Source organism: Streptomyces sp. NPDC035033, assembly GCF_040636735.1.
In the GTDB taxonomy this organism is placed as follows: domain Bacteria; phylum Actinomycetota; class Actinomycetes; order Streptomycetales; family Streptomycetaceae; genus Streptomyces.
Genome location: NZ_JBEZUZ010000024.1, coordinates 44905 through 59164, shown reverse-complemented (window position 1 = coordinate 59164; position 14260 = coordinate 44905). Strand labels below are relative to the sequence as shown.

The 14260-nt window shown below is 72.5% G+C and carries 14 protein-coding genes and 1 riboswitch; of the genes, 11 read left to right on the top strand and 3 right to left on the bottom strand.

Annotated features, from left to right (window positions below; all coding sequences use genetic code 11):
- Positions 1 to 19: 19 nt before the first annotated feature.
- Both gcvH and gcvT read right to left on the bottom strand, forming a co-directional pair.
- Positions 20 to 403: a glycine cleavage system protein GcvH gene (gcvH, locus tag AB0E83_RS13010; RefSeq protein ID WP_362109649.1), complete on the bottom strand. Its 384-nt coding sequence runs from the start codon at positions 401 to 403 to the stop codon at positions 20 to 22.
- A gap of 77 nt (positions 404 to 480) precedes the next feature.
- Entirely contained in the window at positions 481 to 1596 is a 1116-nt protein-coding gene (gene gcvT, locus AB0E83_RS13005; protein WP_362109647.1) for a glycine cleavage system aminomethyltransferase GcvT, read from the bottom strand.
- A gap of 152 nt (positions 1597 to 1748) precedes the next feature.
- Positions 1749 to 1848: riboswitch (glycine riboswitch) on the bottom strand.
- 173 nt (positions 1849 to 2021) lie between these two features.
- On the opposite strand from gcvT, the gene AB0E83_RS13000 reads away from it, so the two are divergent.
- The 11 genes from AB0E83_RS13000 to AB0E83_RS12950 all read left to right on the top strand — a co-directional run bounded on the left by AB0E83_RS13000 (position 2022) and on the right by AB0E83_RS12950 (position 13547).
- Positions 2022 to 2684, top strand: coding sequence for an AAA family ATPase (locus AB0E83_RS13000; RefSeq protein ID WP_362109645.1), 663 nt, complete (start codon positions 2022 to 2024; stop codon positions 2682 to 2684).
- Positions 2685 to 2805: 121 nt separating this feature from the next.
- Positions 2806 to 3546, top strand: coding sequence for an enhanced serine sensitivity protein SseB (locus tag AB0E83_RS12995; protein ID WP_362109643.1), 741 nt, complete (start codon positions 2806 to 2808; stop codon positions 3544 to 3546).
- A 96-nt stretch (positions 3547 to 3642) separates the two neighbouring features.
- Positions 3643 to 4437: an enhanced serine sensitivity protein SseB C-terminal domain-containing protein gene (locus AB0E83_RS12990; RefSeq protein ID WP_362109641.1), complete on the top strand. Its 795-nt coding sequence runs from the start codon at positions 3643 to 3645 to the stop codon at positions 4435 to 4437.
- Between the two features lie 226 nt (positions 4438 to 4663).
- Positions 4664 to 6334 carry an ABC transporter substrate-binding protein gene (locus AB0E83_RS12985; RefSeq protein ID WP_362109639.1) on the top strand — a complete coding sequence of 557 codons (1671 nt, stop codon included), beginning with the start codon at positions 4664 to 4666 and terminating at the stop codon, positions 6332 to 6334.
- Positions 6335 to 6426: 92 nt separating this feature from the next.
- Positions 6427 to 7431 carry an ABC transporter permease gene (locus tag AB0E83_RS12980; protein ID WP_362109637.1) on the top strand — a complete coding sequence of 335 codons (1005 nt, stop codon included), beginning with the start codon at positions 6427 to 6429 and terminating at the stop codon, positions 7429 to 7431.
- A complete protein-coding gene (locus AB0E83_RS12975) occupies positions 7431 to 8393 on the top strand; it encodes an ABC transporter permease (RefSeq protein WP_362109635.1) in 963 nt (320 codons plus the stop codon). The genes AB0E83_RS12980 and AB0E83_RS12975 overlap by 1 nt, the downstream gene beginning before the upstream one ends.
- Positions 8394 to 8395: 2 nt before the next feature.
- Complete coding sequence (locus tag AB0E83_RS12970; RefSeq protein WP_362109633.1) at positions 8396 to 9388, top strand: ABC transporter ATP-binding protein; 993 nt, start codon at positions 8396 to 8398, stop codon at positions 9386 to 9388.
- Complete coding sequence (locus AB0E83_RS12965; RefSeq protein ID WP_362109631.1) at positions 9385 to 10683, top strand: oligopeptide/dipeptide ABC transporter ATP-binding protein; 1299 nt, start codon at positions 9385 to 9387, stop codon at positions 10681 to 10683. Before AB0E83_RS12970 ends, AB0E83_RS12965 begins: the two co-directional genes overlap by 4 nt.
- A 69-nt stretch (positions 10684 to 10752) precedes the next feature.
- Positions 10753 to 11427, top strand: a complete 675-nt coding sequence (locus AB0E83_RS12960; protein WP_362109629.1) for a trimeric intracellular cation channel family protein — start codon at positions 10753 to 10755, stop codon at positions 11425 to 11427.
- A 22-nt stretch (positions 11428 to 11449) separates the two neighbouring features.
- Complete coding sequence (locus AB0E83_RS12955; RefSeq protein ID WP_362109627.1) at positions 11450 to 12313, top strand: thioesterase family protein; 864 nt, start codon at positions 11450 to 11452, stop codon at positions 12311 to 12313.
- 70 nt (positions 12314 to 12383) lie between these two features.
- Entirely contained in the window at positions 12384 to 13547 is a 1164-nt protein-coding gene (locus AB0E83_RS12950; protein ID WP_362109625.1) for a cysteine desulfurase family protein, read from the top strand.
- On the opposite strand, the gene AB0E83_RS12945 is transcribed toward AB0E83_RS12950, so the two are convergent.
- A complete protein-coding gene (locus AB0E83_RS12945) occupies positions 13544 to 14221 on the bottom strand; it encodes an N-acetylmuramoyl-L-alanine amidase (protein ID WP_362109623.1) in 678 nt (225 codons plus the stop codon). The two genes, AB0E83_RS12950 and AB0E83_RS12945, sit on opposite strands and share 4 nt — an antisense overlap.
- Positions 14222 to 14260: the final 39 nt, after the last annotated feature.

Genomic DNA, 14260 nt, shown 5'->3' with positions numbered 1-14260 from the left:
GATCCCTAGGGGGTCTCGGTCAGCCTGCGGTGAAGGCGGTGTACTCGTCGGCGGAGAGCAGGGCCTCGGCCTGGCTCTCGTCGGAGAGGCGCACCTTGAACAGCCAGCCGCCCTCGAACGGAGCGGTGTTCACCAGCGCCGGGTCGTCCACGACGTCCTGGTTGGCCTCGACGACCTCACCGGACACAGGGGCGTACAGCTCGCTGACGGACTTGGTCGACTCCAGCTCGCCACAGGACTCGCCCTCGGTCACGGTGTCACCGACCGCGGGGAGCTGGACGAACACGATGTCGCCGAGGGCGTTGGCCGCGTGCTCGGTGATGCCGACCGTGGCGACGCCGTCCTCGACGGCCGACAGCCACTCGTGCTCCTTGCTGTAGCGAAGCTGCTGGGGGTTGCTCATGGCCTGATTCTCCTGGATCGGGGGAGTGCGGATGTACGTGGGTCTTGCGGGGTGAGACGTGTCGCGAGACGAACGCGTCACTTCTGGCGCTTGTAGAACGGCAGCGCGACGACCTCGTACGGCTCGTGGGTGCCGCGGATGTCCACGCCGACGCCCTCGGTGCCGGGCGCGGCGTGCGCCGCGTCGACGTACGCCATCGCGATCGGCTTGCCGAGCGTCGGGGACGGGGCGCCGGAGGTGACCTCGCCGACGACCTCGCCGCCGGCGACGACCGGCATGCCGGCGCGCGGGACGCGGCGGCCCTCGGCGACCAGGCCGACCAGCTTGCGCGGCGGGGCGGTCTCGGCGCGCTCGGCGGCGGCCTCCAGCGCCTTGCGGCCGACGAAGTCGCCCGGCTTCTCGAACTTCACGACCCGGCCGAGACCGGCGTCGAAGGGGGTGAGGGAGGTGGTCAGCTCGTGCCCGTACAGCGGCATGCCCGCCTCCAGGCGGAGCGTGTCGCGGCAGGACAGGCCGCACGGGATCAGGCCGACGCCCGCGCCCGCCTCGGTCAGGGCCTTCCAGACGCCCTCGGCGTGCTCCGGCTTCAGGAAGAGCTCGAAGCCGTCCTCGCCGGTGTAGCCGGTCCGGGCGATCAGCGCCGGGACGCCGGCGACGGTGCCGGGGAGGCCCGCGTAGTACTTCAGGCCGTCCAGGTCCGCGTCGGTGAGCTGCTTCAGGATGCCGGGGGACTCCGGGCCCTGCACGGCGATCAGGGCGTACGCGTCGCGGTCGTCGCGCACCTCGGCGTCGAAGCCGGCCGCGCGCTCGGTCAGCGCGTCCAGGACGACCTGGGCGTTGGAGGCGTTGGCGACGACCATGTATTCGGTCTCGCCGAGACGGTAGACGATCAGGTCGTCGAGGATGCCGCCGTCCTCCCGGCAGATCATCGTGTAGCGGGCGCGGCCGTTGCCCACCGTGGAGATGTTGCCGACCAGGGCGTAGTCGAGCAGGTCGACGGCCTGCGGGCCGGTGACGGTGATCTCGCCCATGTGGGAGAGGTCGAAGAGACCGGCCCTGGTGCGGACGGCGTTGTGCTCGTCGCGCTCGCTGGCGTACCGCAGCGGCATGTCCCAGCCGGCGAAGTCGGTCATGGTCGCGCCCAGCGAACGATGCAGGGCATCGAGGGCGGTCAGGCGGGGGGTGGTGCTCATGATGGACGTGGCTCCCGGGTCCCGAAGGCGGAAAACATGACAGGCAAGGACGTTCCTCCCCATCTGTCATGGAACCTGAGAGGTTCACCGGGGGCATCCCCGGCTTGCACCTTGGGTGGGGACACGACGGGTGTCCCGCTTTTCAGATCTGCCTCATCCACGCGGTACGGGGCCTGAGAGATTCAAGGGAGGGTCTTGCTCCTTCGGCGCCCGGACGGCCTCGGCCGTCCGGAACTCTCCCGCGCGGATTCGAGCGGCCGGTATGCGGTTGTGCGGCGCGTCGAGCGCCTGGCGCGCACATCATCGCACGCGGTGTCGGCGCCGCAAATCGCTTGTCTCGGATTACCGATTCTTTACACTTCGTGGGCAAGGGTCTCCGTGAGGTCTCCCGGCACGTCTCCCGGGGCCCGACAGGGGGAGCAGCGATGAGGATCCAGCACACCGGCGCCTTCGCCGGCGACGCCGCCATACCGGCCCAGCGGGCCCGCGCCCGGACCCGCCGGCGCGGCCGCGCCGTGCGCGACCTGCGGGACCGCGCCGGCCGGGGCCCGCGGGCCCTCGTCTTCGCCGCCGGGGACGTGGTCGTCGTCTCCGGCCTGCCTGGCAGCGGCAAGTCCACCCTGCTGCGGCGGGCCGCCGAGGGCCGCGGGATCGACTCCCAGGACGCCCGCGAGCGCTGGGAGGCCCGGATGCCCCGCCGCCTGCCGTACGCGCTCTACCGCCCGCTGGTCCGGATCGCGCACTACGCCGGGCTGTACCGGGCCCTGCGCTCCGGCGCCGGGATCGTCGTCCACGACTGCGGCACCCAGTCCTGGGTCCGCGGCTGGCTCGCCCGCTCCGCCGCCCGGCGCGGCCGCGCCCTCCACCTGGTGCTCCTCGACGTCGACCCGGCCACCGCCCGGGACGGGCAGCGCGAGCGGGGCCGCGGGGTGTCCGCGTACGCCTTCGCCCGGCACCGCCGGGCCGTCGGCCGGCTCGTCGCCGCCGTCGAGGCGGGCCGCCCGCCGCGCGGCTGCGCCTCCGCCACCCTCCTCGACCGGGACGCCGCGGACGGGCTGCGCCGCATCGGCTTCCGCGAGGCCGTCTGAGACGGCCGGGGTCCCGCCGCCCGTCCGGGAGGGGGTTTTCGGTCACGGCCGGGCCGGGCCGGCGTTAGGGTGCTGCGGGGCGGCCGCGACCAGGGCCGTGCGAGAAGGGGACGGAACCACCGTGGACGTGACGTGGCCGGGCAACGAGCTGGAGGAGGCGCTGGTCGCCGCGCTCGGGGAGCCCGCGGCCGGAGGCCGGCTGATCGAGGTGCTGGGCCGCAGCCAGGTCTGGGTCCCGCTGCCCAACGGCGGCGGCCCCGACAGCCCCGACCTGGACCTCGCCACCATGGAGATCGGCGGCGCCGCCTACGTCCCCGTCTACAGCTCGCAGGAGCAGTTCCTCGCCTGCGTCGGCAGCCACATGTCCTTCGCCGTCGCCCCCGCCCGTGACTTCGCCCGCGGACTGCCCCCGCAGCTCGGCATCGCCGTGAACCCCGGCGGCACCGTCGGCGTCCCGCTGCCCCCGCCCGCCGTCGCCGAGCTCTGCCGGGTCGGCCGCACCGCCCTCGACGGGCCCGCGAGCGGCGGCCGGGTCCGGCTCTTCGAGCCCGACTGGCAGGACGACCCGGTCGACTTCCTCGCCGCCGCCTCCGCCGAGTTCGAGGCCACCGGCGTCGTCGCCACCGCCCGCCGCGCCCTGGCCAGCGTCGAGGGCACCGAACCGGCCCTCTTCGTCGGCGTCCAGCTCACCGGCTGGGACGGCGTCGACCGCAACGCGCCGCTGGACGCCCTCGGCCGCGCCCTCGGCCGCGTCGAGGTCGCCTGGCCGGTCAACCTGATCCTCCTCGACATGGCCCAGGACCCGGTCGGCGACTGGATGCTGGAGCGGGTGCGCCCCTTCTACCGGCGCGCCGCCGGATGACCTCCGGTCCTGTCTAAGCTGGACCGACCGAGACCGAACCATCGAACCGAGCCGACCGAGCCGTACGACACAGAGGACAGAGGGGCGGGACCCAGGGTGAGCGCGTCAGGCAGCGCAGCGACCGGCCAGGTCGAGCACATGCTGCGCCAGGTGGCGCCCGGACGCTACGACGCGTACGAGGGACTGCTGCACGCCCTGGCCGACGGGGAGCTGTACATGCTGCTCTGGCAGGGCGCTCCGGGCTCGCCGGAGGCCCAGTACGGCAACATGGAGGTCGACGGGTACGGCTACGCCCCCTGCGTCACCTCCGCCGGCGAGCTCGCCGCCTCCGGCTGGCACCGCGCCCACGAGCGCGTCACCGGCCGCGAGATCGCCCGCGCCCTCTACCCCGAGCGCTGGGGCGTCTGGCTCAACCCGCACGCCCCCGGCGGCGGCGTCGGCATCCCCTGGGCCGATCTGCGCCGGATCGCGACCGGCCTCGACCGGATGCCCGCCGGTCCCCTCCGGGTCTCCGAACCCGCCCTGGAACTCCCGCAGTTCTACGCCCAGCTCACCCAGAACGCGCACCGGACCCCGGCCGTCCGCTCGCTGCGCCGCGGCTGGGTGCAGCCCGCGCTGGGGACCCCGTACCTGGTCATCGGCCTGGACCTGTACGACGGTTCGGCGGCCGCCGTCGACGAGGTGCGGGCGATGATGCGCCAGTCGATCGGCGCCGTGCCCGAGGGGCTGCCCGTCTCGACGGTCGCGCTCTCCGACGCGTACGACCCGGTGGCGCTCTGGCTGCGGGCCCACGCCCGCCCCTTCTACGACCGCGAGGCGCACGGCGCCCCGTCCCAGCATGCGGGATCCCACCGTCCGGGATACGGCTACCCGCCGGCGCGGCACCGCTGACGTCCGCTTCGCCCCCCTTTCCCCGCCCTGGCCGAAATACCTTGCCAGGGCGGGGTTTTGCGTCCGCTCGGTCCCGCTCCCGCCGCCGATGTCCGGCATCGGACCGTTTTGGCGAGTGTCCGGGTCTCAGGTTGGTATCACCGCTATGCGGACTGTTCTCTGGACCGTCACTCGCCAGTAGCGTTCGGCCGGTCAAGACCACACATGGCGACCCAGGGGTGGACCCATGCGCATACTCAATTCCCGGTCGACCCGGGCTCTGACGGCGGCCATCACGGTCGGCCTCATCGCCACGGGCTGCGCGAGCGACCGGGACAAGGACGAGAACAAGTCCGGGGCCAAGGACACCTTCGTGTTCGGTGCCCCCGGCGACCCGGCCTCCCTCGACCCGGCCCTCGCGAGCGACGGCGAGACCTTCCGGGTCACCCGTCAGGCGTTCGAGGCGCTCCTGGAGCACGAGTCCGGCGGCAGCAAGCTCGTCGGCGGGCTCGCCGAGAAGTGGTCGAGCAACCCCGAGGGCACCGTCTGGACCTTCAACCTCCGCAAGGGCGTGAAGTTCCACGACGGCGAGACCTTCGACGCGAAGGCGGTCTGCGCCAACTACGACTACTGGTTCAACTGGAAGGGCACCTACCAGTCGAGCGCGGTCTCGTACTACTGGCAGACCATCATGGGCGGCTTCAAGGCCAACGAGGACAAGGAGACGCCCAAGGCGAACTACAAGTCCTGCACGGCCAAGGACGACTCCACCGCCGTCATCGAGGTCTTCGAGCCCTCCGCCAACCTGCCCGGCGGCTTCTCCCTGAACGCCCTCGCGATCCACTCGCCCAAGGCGATCCAGGAGTACGCGAAGCAGCAGGCCACCGCCAAGGGCGACGCCATCACGTACCCCCAGTACAGCCAGGAGGCCGGCACGGTCGCCGGCACCGGCCCGTACAAGATCACGAAGTGGAACAAGGGCAACAAGGAAGTCACCCTCGAGCGCTTCGACGACTACTGGGGCGAGAAGGCCAAGATCAAGAACCTGGTCTTCCGCACCATCGACACCGAGGACGGCCGCCGCCAGGCGCTGCAGGCCGGCGACATCGACGGCTACGACCTGGTCGCGCCCGCCGACATCAAGACCCTCGAGGGCGCGGGCTTCCAGGTCCCGACCCGCGACGTCTTCAACCTGCTCTACCTCGGCATGACGCAGGAGGCCAACCCGGCGCTGAAGAAGCCCGAGGTCCGCCAGGCCATCGCGCACGCCGTCGACCGCGAGAACATCGTCAAGACCCAGCTGCCCGAGGGCGGCAAGGTCGCGACCCAGTTCATGCCCGACACGGTCGCCGGCTACTCGGAGAACGTGAAGAAGTACCCGTTCGACACCGCCAAGGCCAAGTCGCTCCTCGCCGGCGCCGGCGCGAGCAACCTGTCGGTCGACTTCTGCTACCCGACCGAGGTCACCCGCCCGTACATGCCCGCCCCGCAGGACATCTTCGAGCTGGTCAAGGCCGACCTGGAGAAGGCCGGCATCAAGGTCAACCCGAAGCCGAAGAAGTGGAACCCGGACTACGTCGACGCGGTCGAGCACGGCTCCTGCCCGCTCCACATGCTCGGCTGGACCGGTGACTTCAACGACGGCTACAACTTCATCGGCACCTGGTTCGCCGGGTACGACAAGCAGTGGGGCTTCAAGGACGACAAGGTCTTCAACGCGGTGAAGGCCGGCTCGCTCCAGGGCGACCCGACCAAGCGCACGGACCTCTACAAGGCCGCCAACGAGGCGATCATGGAGTACCTGCCGGGTCTCCCGCTGACCTCCTCCCCGCCGGCCATCGCGTTCGGCAAGAACGTCAACCCGCCGAAGGTCTCCCCGCTGACGCAGGAGAACTTCGCCGAGGTCTCCTTCAAGTAACACACCCGTAAGCGGTCCGCCCGGTCACGCGCTCCTCCCGTGGCCGGGCGTCCGCGCATCCACCCTCCACACGCAAGAAAGGGGCACGCGGGGTGTTGCGACTCGTCGTACGACGACTTCTCCAGCTCATACCCACCCTGCTCGGCCTGTCGGTTCTGCTCTTCATCTGGCTGAACCGACTGCCCGGCGGACCCGCCTCAGCGATCCTGGGCGAGCGGGCGACCGAAGCCGACGTGGCGCGGATCAACCGCGCGCTGGGACTCGACCAGCCGATCTACGTCCAGTACGGACGCTTCCTCAAGCGGCTCCTCGACCTCGACCTGGGCACCTCGGTGCAGACCGGCCAGCCCGTCTGGGACGAGTTCGTGCTGCGCTTCCCCGCCACGGTCGAACTCAGCCTGGCGGCCATGTTCATCGCCACCGTCGTGGGCATCCCGCTCGGCTACCTCGCCGCCCGCAAGCGCGGCGGCTGGATCGACGTGGCCTCCGTCTCCGGCTCCCTGGTCGGCATCTGCATCCCGGTCTTCTTCCTGGCCCTGCTGCTCAAGGGCGTCTTCGCCGTCGAGCTCGGCATCTTCCCCAGCTTCGGCCGCCAGTCCACCGGCATCGACGCCACCAGCGTCACCGGCTTCGCCGTCCTCGACGGCCTGCTCACCGGCGAGTTCGACGCCTCGTGGGACGCGCTGACGCACCTGGTGCTGCCGGCGATCGCCCTCGCCTCCATCCCCCTCGCGGTCATCGTGCGCATGACCCGCGCCAGCGTCCTGGAGGTGCTCGGCGAGGACTACATCCGCACCGCCGAGTCCAAGGGCCTGGAGCGCAGCGTCGTCCGCGGCCGGCACATCCTGCGCAACGCGCTGCTGCCCGTCGTCACCGCCGTCGGCCTGCTCACCGGCAGCCTCCTGTCCGGTGCGGTCCTCACCGAGTCCGTCTTCTCCTTCGGCGGCATCGGCTCCTTCATCCGGACCGCCATCGACGCCCGTGACTACCCGGTGCTCGTCGGCTTCATCATGTTCATCGCGATGGTGTACGTGCTGATCAACATGCTGGTCGACCTCGCCTACAGCGTCATCGATCCGAGGGTGCGGGTGCACTGATGAGCCTGATATCCACCGACAAGGCCAAGCTCGACCGGCTCGCCGAACTCACGGCGAAGACCGAGACCTCCAGCGGCGCCGGCCTGTGGCGCGAGGCGCTGAAGCGGCTGCGCGGCAGCAAGATGGCCCTCATCGGCGCCGCGATCATCGCGGTGTTCGTGGTCGTCGCGGTCGTCGGGCCCTGGCTGGCCCCGTACGGCCCCACCGACCAGACCTGGCGCGGCGAGGTCTTCCCCAACCAGGGCAAGTTCGTCGGCCCGCGCGCCGACAACTGGTTCGGCCTCGACCACCTCGGCCGGGACACCTTCTCCCGCTTCCTCGAAGGCGCCCGCCAGACCCTGCTCGTCGGCGTCGTCTCGATGCTGATCGGCCTGGTCCTCGGCGCGCTCGTCGGCGCCCTCTCCGGCGCCTGCGCCACCCTCGGCGGCCGGGCCGGCCGGCGGATCGACGACGTCATCATGCGCGTCACGGACATCCTGCTGGCGCTGCCGTCGCTGCTCCTCGCCGTCTCCGTCGCCGCCGTGCTGGGCCAGTCCCTCACCACCGTGATGATCGCCGTCGGCGTCGTGCAGATCCCGGTCTTCGCCCGTCTGCTGCGCGGCTCGATGCTCGCCCAGGGCGGCACCGACTACGTGCTCGCCGCCCGCTCGCTCGGCATCCGCAAGCGGCGGATCGTGCTGACCCAGATCCTGCCGAACTCGCTGAGCCCGGTGATCGTCCAGGCGACGCTCAGCCTCGCCACCGCCATCATCGAGGCCGCCGCCCTCTCCTACCTCGGTCTCGGCAACCCCGACCCGGCGGTCCCGGAGTGGGGCGTCATGCTCTCCCAGGCCCAGCGCTTCTTCGACAACGCACCGATGATGTCCGTCTTCCCCGCGGTCGGCATCATCATCACCGCCCTCGGCTTCACCCTGCTCGGCGAGGCCATGCGCGAAGCCCTCGACCCGAAGCTGCGAGGCTGACCATGCCACTGCTCACCGTGGACGAACTCACCGTCACCTTCGGCGGCCGCGGCCGCAAGGACGTCCGGGCGGTCAACGGCGTCTCCTTCAGCGTCGACCAGGGCCAGGTCGTCGGCCTCGTCGGCGAGTCGGGCTGCGGCAAGTCCGTGACCTCGCTCGCCCTCATGGGGCTGCTGCCCGCCAAGGGCGTCACCCTCGGCGGCCGTGCCGACCTCGACGGCACGGACCTGCTGTCGCTGTCCCCGTCGAAGATGCGCGACCTGCGCGGACGCGACATGGCGATGATCTTCCAGGACCCGCTCTCCTCGCTGAACCCGGTCGTCCCCATCGGCGTCCAGGTCACCGAGATCCTCCAGCGCCACCGCGGCCTGAAGGGCGAGGCCGCCCGCAAGGAGGCCGCGCACCTGCTCGACCGGGTCGGCATCCCCGACCCGGACCGGCGCCTCAAGGAGTACCCGCACCAGCTCTCCGGCGGCATGCGGCAGCGCGCGCTCATCGCCATGGCGGTCGCCTGCGCCCCTCGCCTGCTCATCGCCGACGAGCCGACCACCGCGCTCGACGTCACCATCCAGGCCCAGATCCTCGAACTCCTCAAGGAACTGGTCGACCAGGAGGGCACCGCGCTGCTGATGATCACCCACGACCTGGGTGTCGTCGCCGGCCTCTGCGACCAGGTGAACGTCCTCTACGCGGGCAAGGTCGTCGAATCGGCGGGCCGGCGCGAGCTGTTCGCCCACCCGACGCACCCGTACACCCACGGCCTGCTCGGCTCCATCCCCCGGCTCGACGCCCCGCGCGGCGAACCGCTCCACCCGATCCGCGGGTCCATCAACGACCAGATCGCCTGGGCGGACGGCTGCGCCTTCGCCCCGCGCTGCGACCGGTACGAGATGGAGTGCCTCACCGGCACGCCCGAACTGACCGAACCGCGCGCGGCCGGCCACCGCGCCCGCTGCGCCAACCCGGTCCTCGCCACGACGGAGGTCCCGGCATGAGCCTGCTCGAACTCGACGGCGTGAAGGTCCACTTCCCCGTCAGGAAGGGCGTCCTCTTCAACCGGACGGTCGGCCACGTCTACGCCGTGGACGGCATCTCGCTCAAGGTCGAGGCGGGCCAGACGTACGGCCTGGTCGGCGAGTCGGGCTGCGGCAAGACCACGCTCGGACGGGCCGTGCTGCGCCTCGTGGACGTCACCGACGGCTCCGTCGTCCTCGACGGCACCGACGTGGCCAAGCTGCCGGAGAAGGAGCTGCGCTCCTTCCGCCGCCGGCTCCAGATGGTCTTCCAGGACCCGCTGGGCAGCCTCAACCCGCGCCAGAACATCGAGTCGATCCTCAGCGAGGGCATGGCCGCGCACGGGATCGGCGCGAACCAGGACGAGCGCCGGGAGAAGATCCGGGAGATCCTCGCCAAGGTGGGCCTGCCCGCCAACGCCCTCTCCCGCTACCCGCACGAGTTCTCCGGCGGCCAGCGCCAGCGCATCGGCATCGCCCGCGCGCTGGTCCTGGAGCCGGACCTCATCATCTGCGACGAGCCGGTCTCCGCGCTCGACGTCTCCATCCAGGCGCAGGTCATCAACCTGCTGGAGGAGCTCCAGGAGTCGATGGGCCTGACCTACCTGGTCATCGCCCACGACCTCGCCGTGGTCCGGCACATCTCGGACGTCATCGGCGTGATGTACCTGGGGTCGCTGGTGGAGGAGGCGGCGAGCGACACGCTGTACGAGGAGCCGCTGCACCCGTACACCAAGGCGCTCATGTCCGCGGTGCCGGTGCCGGACCCGGAGGTCGAGGACCGGCGCGAGCGGATCCTGCTCCACGGCGACCTGCCCTCCCCGGCGAACCCGCCGTCGGGCTGCCGCTTCCACACCCGCTGCCCGTGGGCGCAGGAGCGGTGCGGCACCGAGCGGCCGGAGCTGACGGACGTGGGCGGCGGCCACAAGGTGGCCTGCCACTTCACCCGGGAGATCCAGGACGGCACCCTCCGCCCCGCCGACCGGGCGACCGCCGCCACGATCCCGGCCCAGGCGAAGGCCCCGGCGGACGAGTCCCCCAAGACGGACGCGCCGAAGACGGACGAGTCCCCGAAGGCGGAGTCCCCCAAGACGGACGCGCCGAAGACGGACGAGGCCCCGAAGACGGACGCGGCCCCGAAGGCGGACGCGGCCCCGAAGGCGGAGGCCCCGGCGGACGAGGCTCCGAAGGCGGACGCGCCGGCGTCCGGCGAGGCTTCCGAGGCCGACGCGCCGGCGTCCGGCGAGGCCCCGGACGAGGTCTCCGAGAAGAAGTAGGGCATCCGGAAGGGCCCCGGTCACCGCGCGGCGACCGGGGCCCTTCCGCGCACACGGCACAATTGGCCGGTGCTCCACGATCTGTTCAGCCCGTCGGTCCAACACACGCTCGACCTCGTCGGCATCTTCGTCTTCGCCATCTCCGGCGCCCTCCTCGGCGTCCGGAAGAACTTCGACGTCTTCGGCATGGCCGTGCTCGCCGAGGTCACCGCGCTCGGCGGCGGTCTCCTGCGCGACCTCATCATCGGAGCCGTACCCCCGGCCGCCTTCACCGACCTCGGCTACTTCCTGATGCCGCTGGTCGCCACCGGCCTCGTCTTCTTCCTCCACCCCGAGGTGGAGCGCACCCAGACCGCCGTGAACGTCTTCGACGCGGCCGGACTCGGCCTGTTCTGCGTGACCGGGACGACGAAGGCGTACGACTACGGCCTCGGCCTCACCTCCTCGGCGGCGCTCGGCCTCGCCACGGCCGTCGGCGGCGGCGTGCTGCGCGACGTCCTCGCCAACGAGGTGCCCTCGCTGCTCCGCTGGGACCGCGACCTCTACGCCGTCCCCGCGATCGTCGGCGCGGCCATGGTCGTCCTGTGCATCCGCTTCGAGGTGCTGAACGCCTACACCAGCGGCGCCGCCGTGCTCACCGCCTTCCTGCTGCGGCTGCTCGCCATGCGGTACCACTGGCGGGCCCCGCGGGCCTGGAACCGCTCCTCGGCCCGCGAGGAGACCGAAAAAGCTACCGCTCAGTAGTTTCCTGCTGTACCTTCGGGCCATGAGCACGAGTACCGAGACGAGCCCGGCCCCGGCGACCGAGGCGCGCAGCGAGTTCGACCGGGACACCGCCGTCACCCTCCGCGAGCCCGGGGTCTACGACGCCGAGCTCTCGGCCGGCTGGACGATCATCCACGCCGTCAACGGCGGCTACCTCCTCGCCCTGCTCGGCCGCGCCCTGGGCGACCACCTGCCGCACCCCGACCCGTTCACCATCACGGCGCACTACCTCACGCCGTCGGTGCCGGGCCCCGCGGTCGTCCGGACCGGGACCGTCCGCACCGGCCGGACCCTCTCCACCGGCACCGCCTCCCTCTACCAGTACGCCGAGGACGGCACCGAGGTCGAGCGGATCCGCGTCCTCGCCTCCTACGGCGACCTCGGCGCCCTCCCGGACGACGTCCGCACCAGCGCGACCCCGCCCGCCTTCGCCCCGATCGAGCAGTGCTTCAGCGCCGCCGACAGCCCGGCCCCGCCGATCCCCGGCTCCTCCGCCATCACCGACCGGCTCGACCTCCGCCTCGACCCCGCCTGCGTCGGCTGGGCCCTCGGCGCGCCCTCCGGCAAGGGCGAGATGCGCGCCTGGTTCGGCCTCGCCGACGGCCGCGAGCCCGACCCGCTCTCCCTGCTGCTCGCCGTCGACGCCCTGCCGCCGACCTCCTTCGAGCTGGGCCTGAAGGGCTGGACGCCGACCGTGGAGCTCACCGTCCACGTCCGCTGCCGCCCCGCCCCCGGCCCGCTGCGGGTCGCCATCACCACCCGCAACCTCGCCGGCGGCTTCCTGGAGGAGGACGCCGAGGTCTGGGACGGCGCCGGCCGGCTCGTCGCCCAGTCCCGCCAGCTCGCCCGCGCCCCGCGCGGCTGAGCCGGTACGCCGCCGTACGACCCCGGTGCGGAGGGGAGCGCCGCTCCGGGGCTCGTAGAATCGACCCACCATGGCTTACCTCGACCACGCCGCGACCACGCCCATGCTCCCCGAGGCGATCGAGGCGATGACCGCCCAGCTCGCCGTCACGGGCAACGCCTCCTCCCTGCACGCCGCCGGACGGCGCGCCCGGCGGACCGTCGAGGAGGGCCGCGAGACCCTCGCCGCCGCGCTCGGCGCCCGCCCCAGCGAGGTGGTGTTCACCTCCGGCGGCACCGAGGCCGACAACCTCGCCGTCAAGGGCCTCTACTGGGCCCGCCGCGCCGCCGACCCCCGCCGCACCCGCGTCCTGGCCAGCCCCGTCGAGCACCACGCCGTCCTCGACGCCGTCGACTGGCTCGCCGCGCACGAGGGCGCCGACGTCGAGTACCTGCCGGTCGACGCCCACGGCCGGGTCCACCCCGAGGCGCTGCGCGAGGCCATCGCCCGCGACCCGGACTCCGTCGCCCTGGCCACCGTGATGTGGGCCAACAACGAGATCGGCACCGTCATGCCGGTCCGCGCGCTCGCCGCCGCCGCCGCCGCGTTCGGCGTCCCGCTGCACGCCGACGCCGTCCAGGCCGTCGGCCAGGTCCCGGTCGACTTCGGCGCCTCCGGCCTCGCCGCCATGACCGTCTCCGGCCACAAGATCGGCGGCCCCTACGGCATCGGCGCCCTGCTCCTCGGCCGCGAGCACACCCCCGTCCCCGTCCTGCACGGCGGCGGCCAGGAGCGGCACGTCCGCTCCGGCACCCTCGACGTCCCCGCCGTCGCCGCCTTCGCCACCGCCGCCCGCCTCGCCACCGACGGACAGGAGGCCTTCGCCCGCGAGATCGGCGCCCTGCGCGACGCGCTCGTCACCGCCGTCCGCACCGCCGTCCCCGACGCGATCCTCGGCGGCGACCCGGTCGACCGGCTCCCCGCCAACGCCCACTTCACCTTCCCCGGCTGCGAGGGCGACTCCCTGCTGCTCCTCCTCGACGCCGCCGGCATCGCCTGCTCCACCGGCTCCGCCTGCACCGCCGGCATCGCCCAGCCCAGCCACGTCCTGCTCGCCACCGGCACCGACCCCGACCTGGCCCGCGGCACCCTCCGCTTCTCCCTCGGCCACACCTCCACCGAGGACGACGTGAAGGCCGTCGCCGAGGCCATCGGCCCGGCGGTCGAGCGCGCCCGGACGGCCGGCCTCAGCTAGGCCCTGTCCGGCCGGCCGGCCGGGAGCTTTGCCCGCTCCCGGCGGACCAGCTCCATGTACCGGTCCCAGTCCCAGTGCGGGCCGGGATCGGTGTGATCGGTGCCCTCGACCTCCACGTGCCCGATGATGTGCTCCCGGTCCACCGGTATCCCGTGCCGCCGGCAGATGTCCGCCGTCAGCCGCGCCGACCCCGCGTACATCTCCGGCGTGAAGTCCTGCGGCCGGTCCACGAAGCCCTCGTGCTCGATGCCGACGCTCCGCTCGTTCATGTCCCGGTTCCCCGCGTGGAAGGCCACGTCGAGCTCCCGGATCATCTGCGCCACGTGCCCGTCCTTGCGGACCACGTAGTGCGTGGCCGCCCCGTGCAGCGGATTGCGGAAGACCTTCAGCGCCGTCGCGTACGAGCCCTGCACCACGTGGATCACCACCCGGTCGACCGTGTAGTCGTCCGGCCGGTCCGCCCGCCGCCAGTTCGCCTGGTGCGCCGCCGCCCACTCGGCCGCCGCGTGGTCCAGCGCCCCGTCCGTCCGCGGCTTCTCCATCCCCGGCAGCCGCCACCAGGCCCGCGCCAGCTCCTCGCGCGCCAGCACCGCCGTGCCCAGCACGGCCGCGCCGCCGCCGAGCAGCACGGCACGCCGCCCGACCCCCCGCTTCCTCGCGTTCTCGCTCCCCATGCTCCCCAGAACGCCGGTTCCGGCCGTGCGGTTCCCGCC

Coding starts and splice junctions, on each gene's coding strand:
- AB0E83_RS12950 (WP_362109625.1), top strand. CDS start 12,384: ATGGCTTACCTCGACCACGCCGCGACCACGCCCATGCTCCCCGAGGCG.
- AB0E83_RS12985 (WP_362109639.1), top strand. CDS start 4,664: ATGCGCATACTCAATTCCCGGTCGACCCGGGCTCTGACGGCGGCCATC.
- gcvT (WP_362109647.1), bottom strand. CDS start 1,596: ATGAGCACCACCCCCCGCCTGACCGCCCTCGATGCCCTGCATCGTTCG.
- AB0E83_RS12970 (WP_362109633.1), top strand. CDS start 8,396: ATGCCACTGCTCACCGTGGACGAACTCACCGTCACCTTCGGCGGCCGC.
- AB0E83_RS12965 (WP_362109631.1), top strand. CDS start 9,385: ATGAGCCTGCTCGAACTCGACGGCGTGAAGGTCCACTTCCCCGTCAGG.
- AB0E83_RS13000 (WP_362109645.1), top strand. CDS start 2,022: ATGAGGATCCAGCACACCGGCGCCTTCGCCGGCGACGCCGCCATACCG.
- gcvH (WP_362109649.1), bottom strand. CDS start 403: ATGAGCAACCCCCAGCAGCTTCGCTACAGCAAGGAGCACGAGTGGCTG.
- AB0E83_RS12945 (WP_362109623.1), bottom strand. CDS start 14,221: ATGGGGAGCGAGAACGCGAGGAAGCGGGGGGTCGGGCGGCGTGCCGTG.
- AB0E83_RS12955 (WP_362109627.1), top strand. CDS start 11,450: ATGAGCACGAGTACCGAGACGAGCCCGGCCCCGGCGACCGAGGCGCGC.
- AB0E83_RS12975 (WP_362109635.1), top strand. CDS start 7,431: ATGAGCCTGATATCCACCGACAAGGCCAAGCTCGACCGGCTCGCCGAA.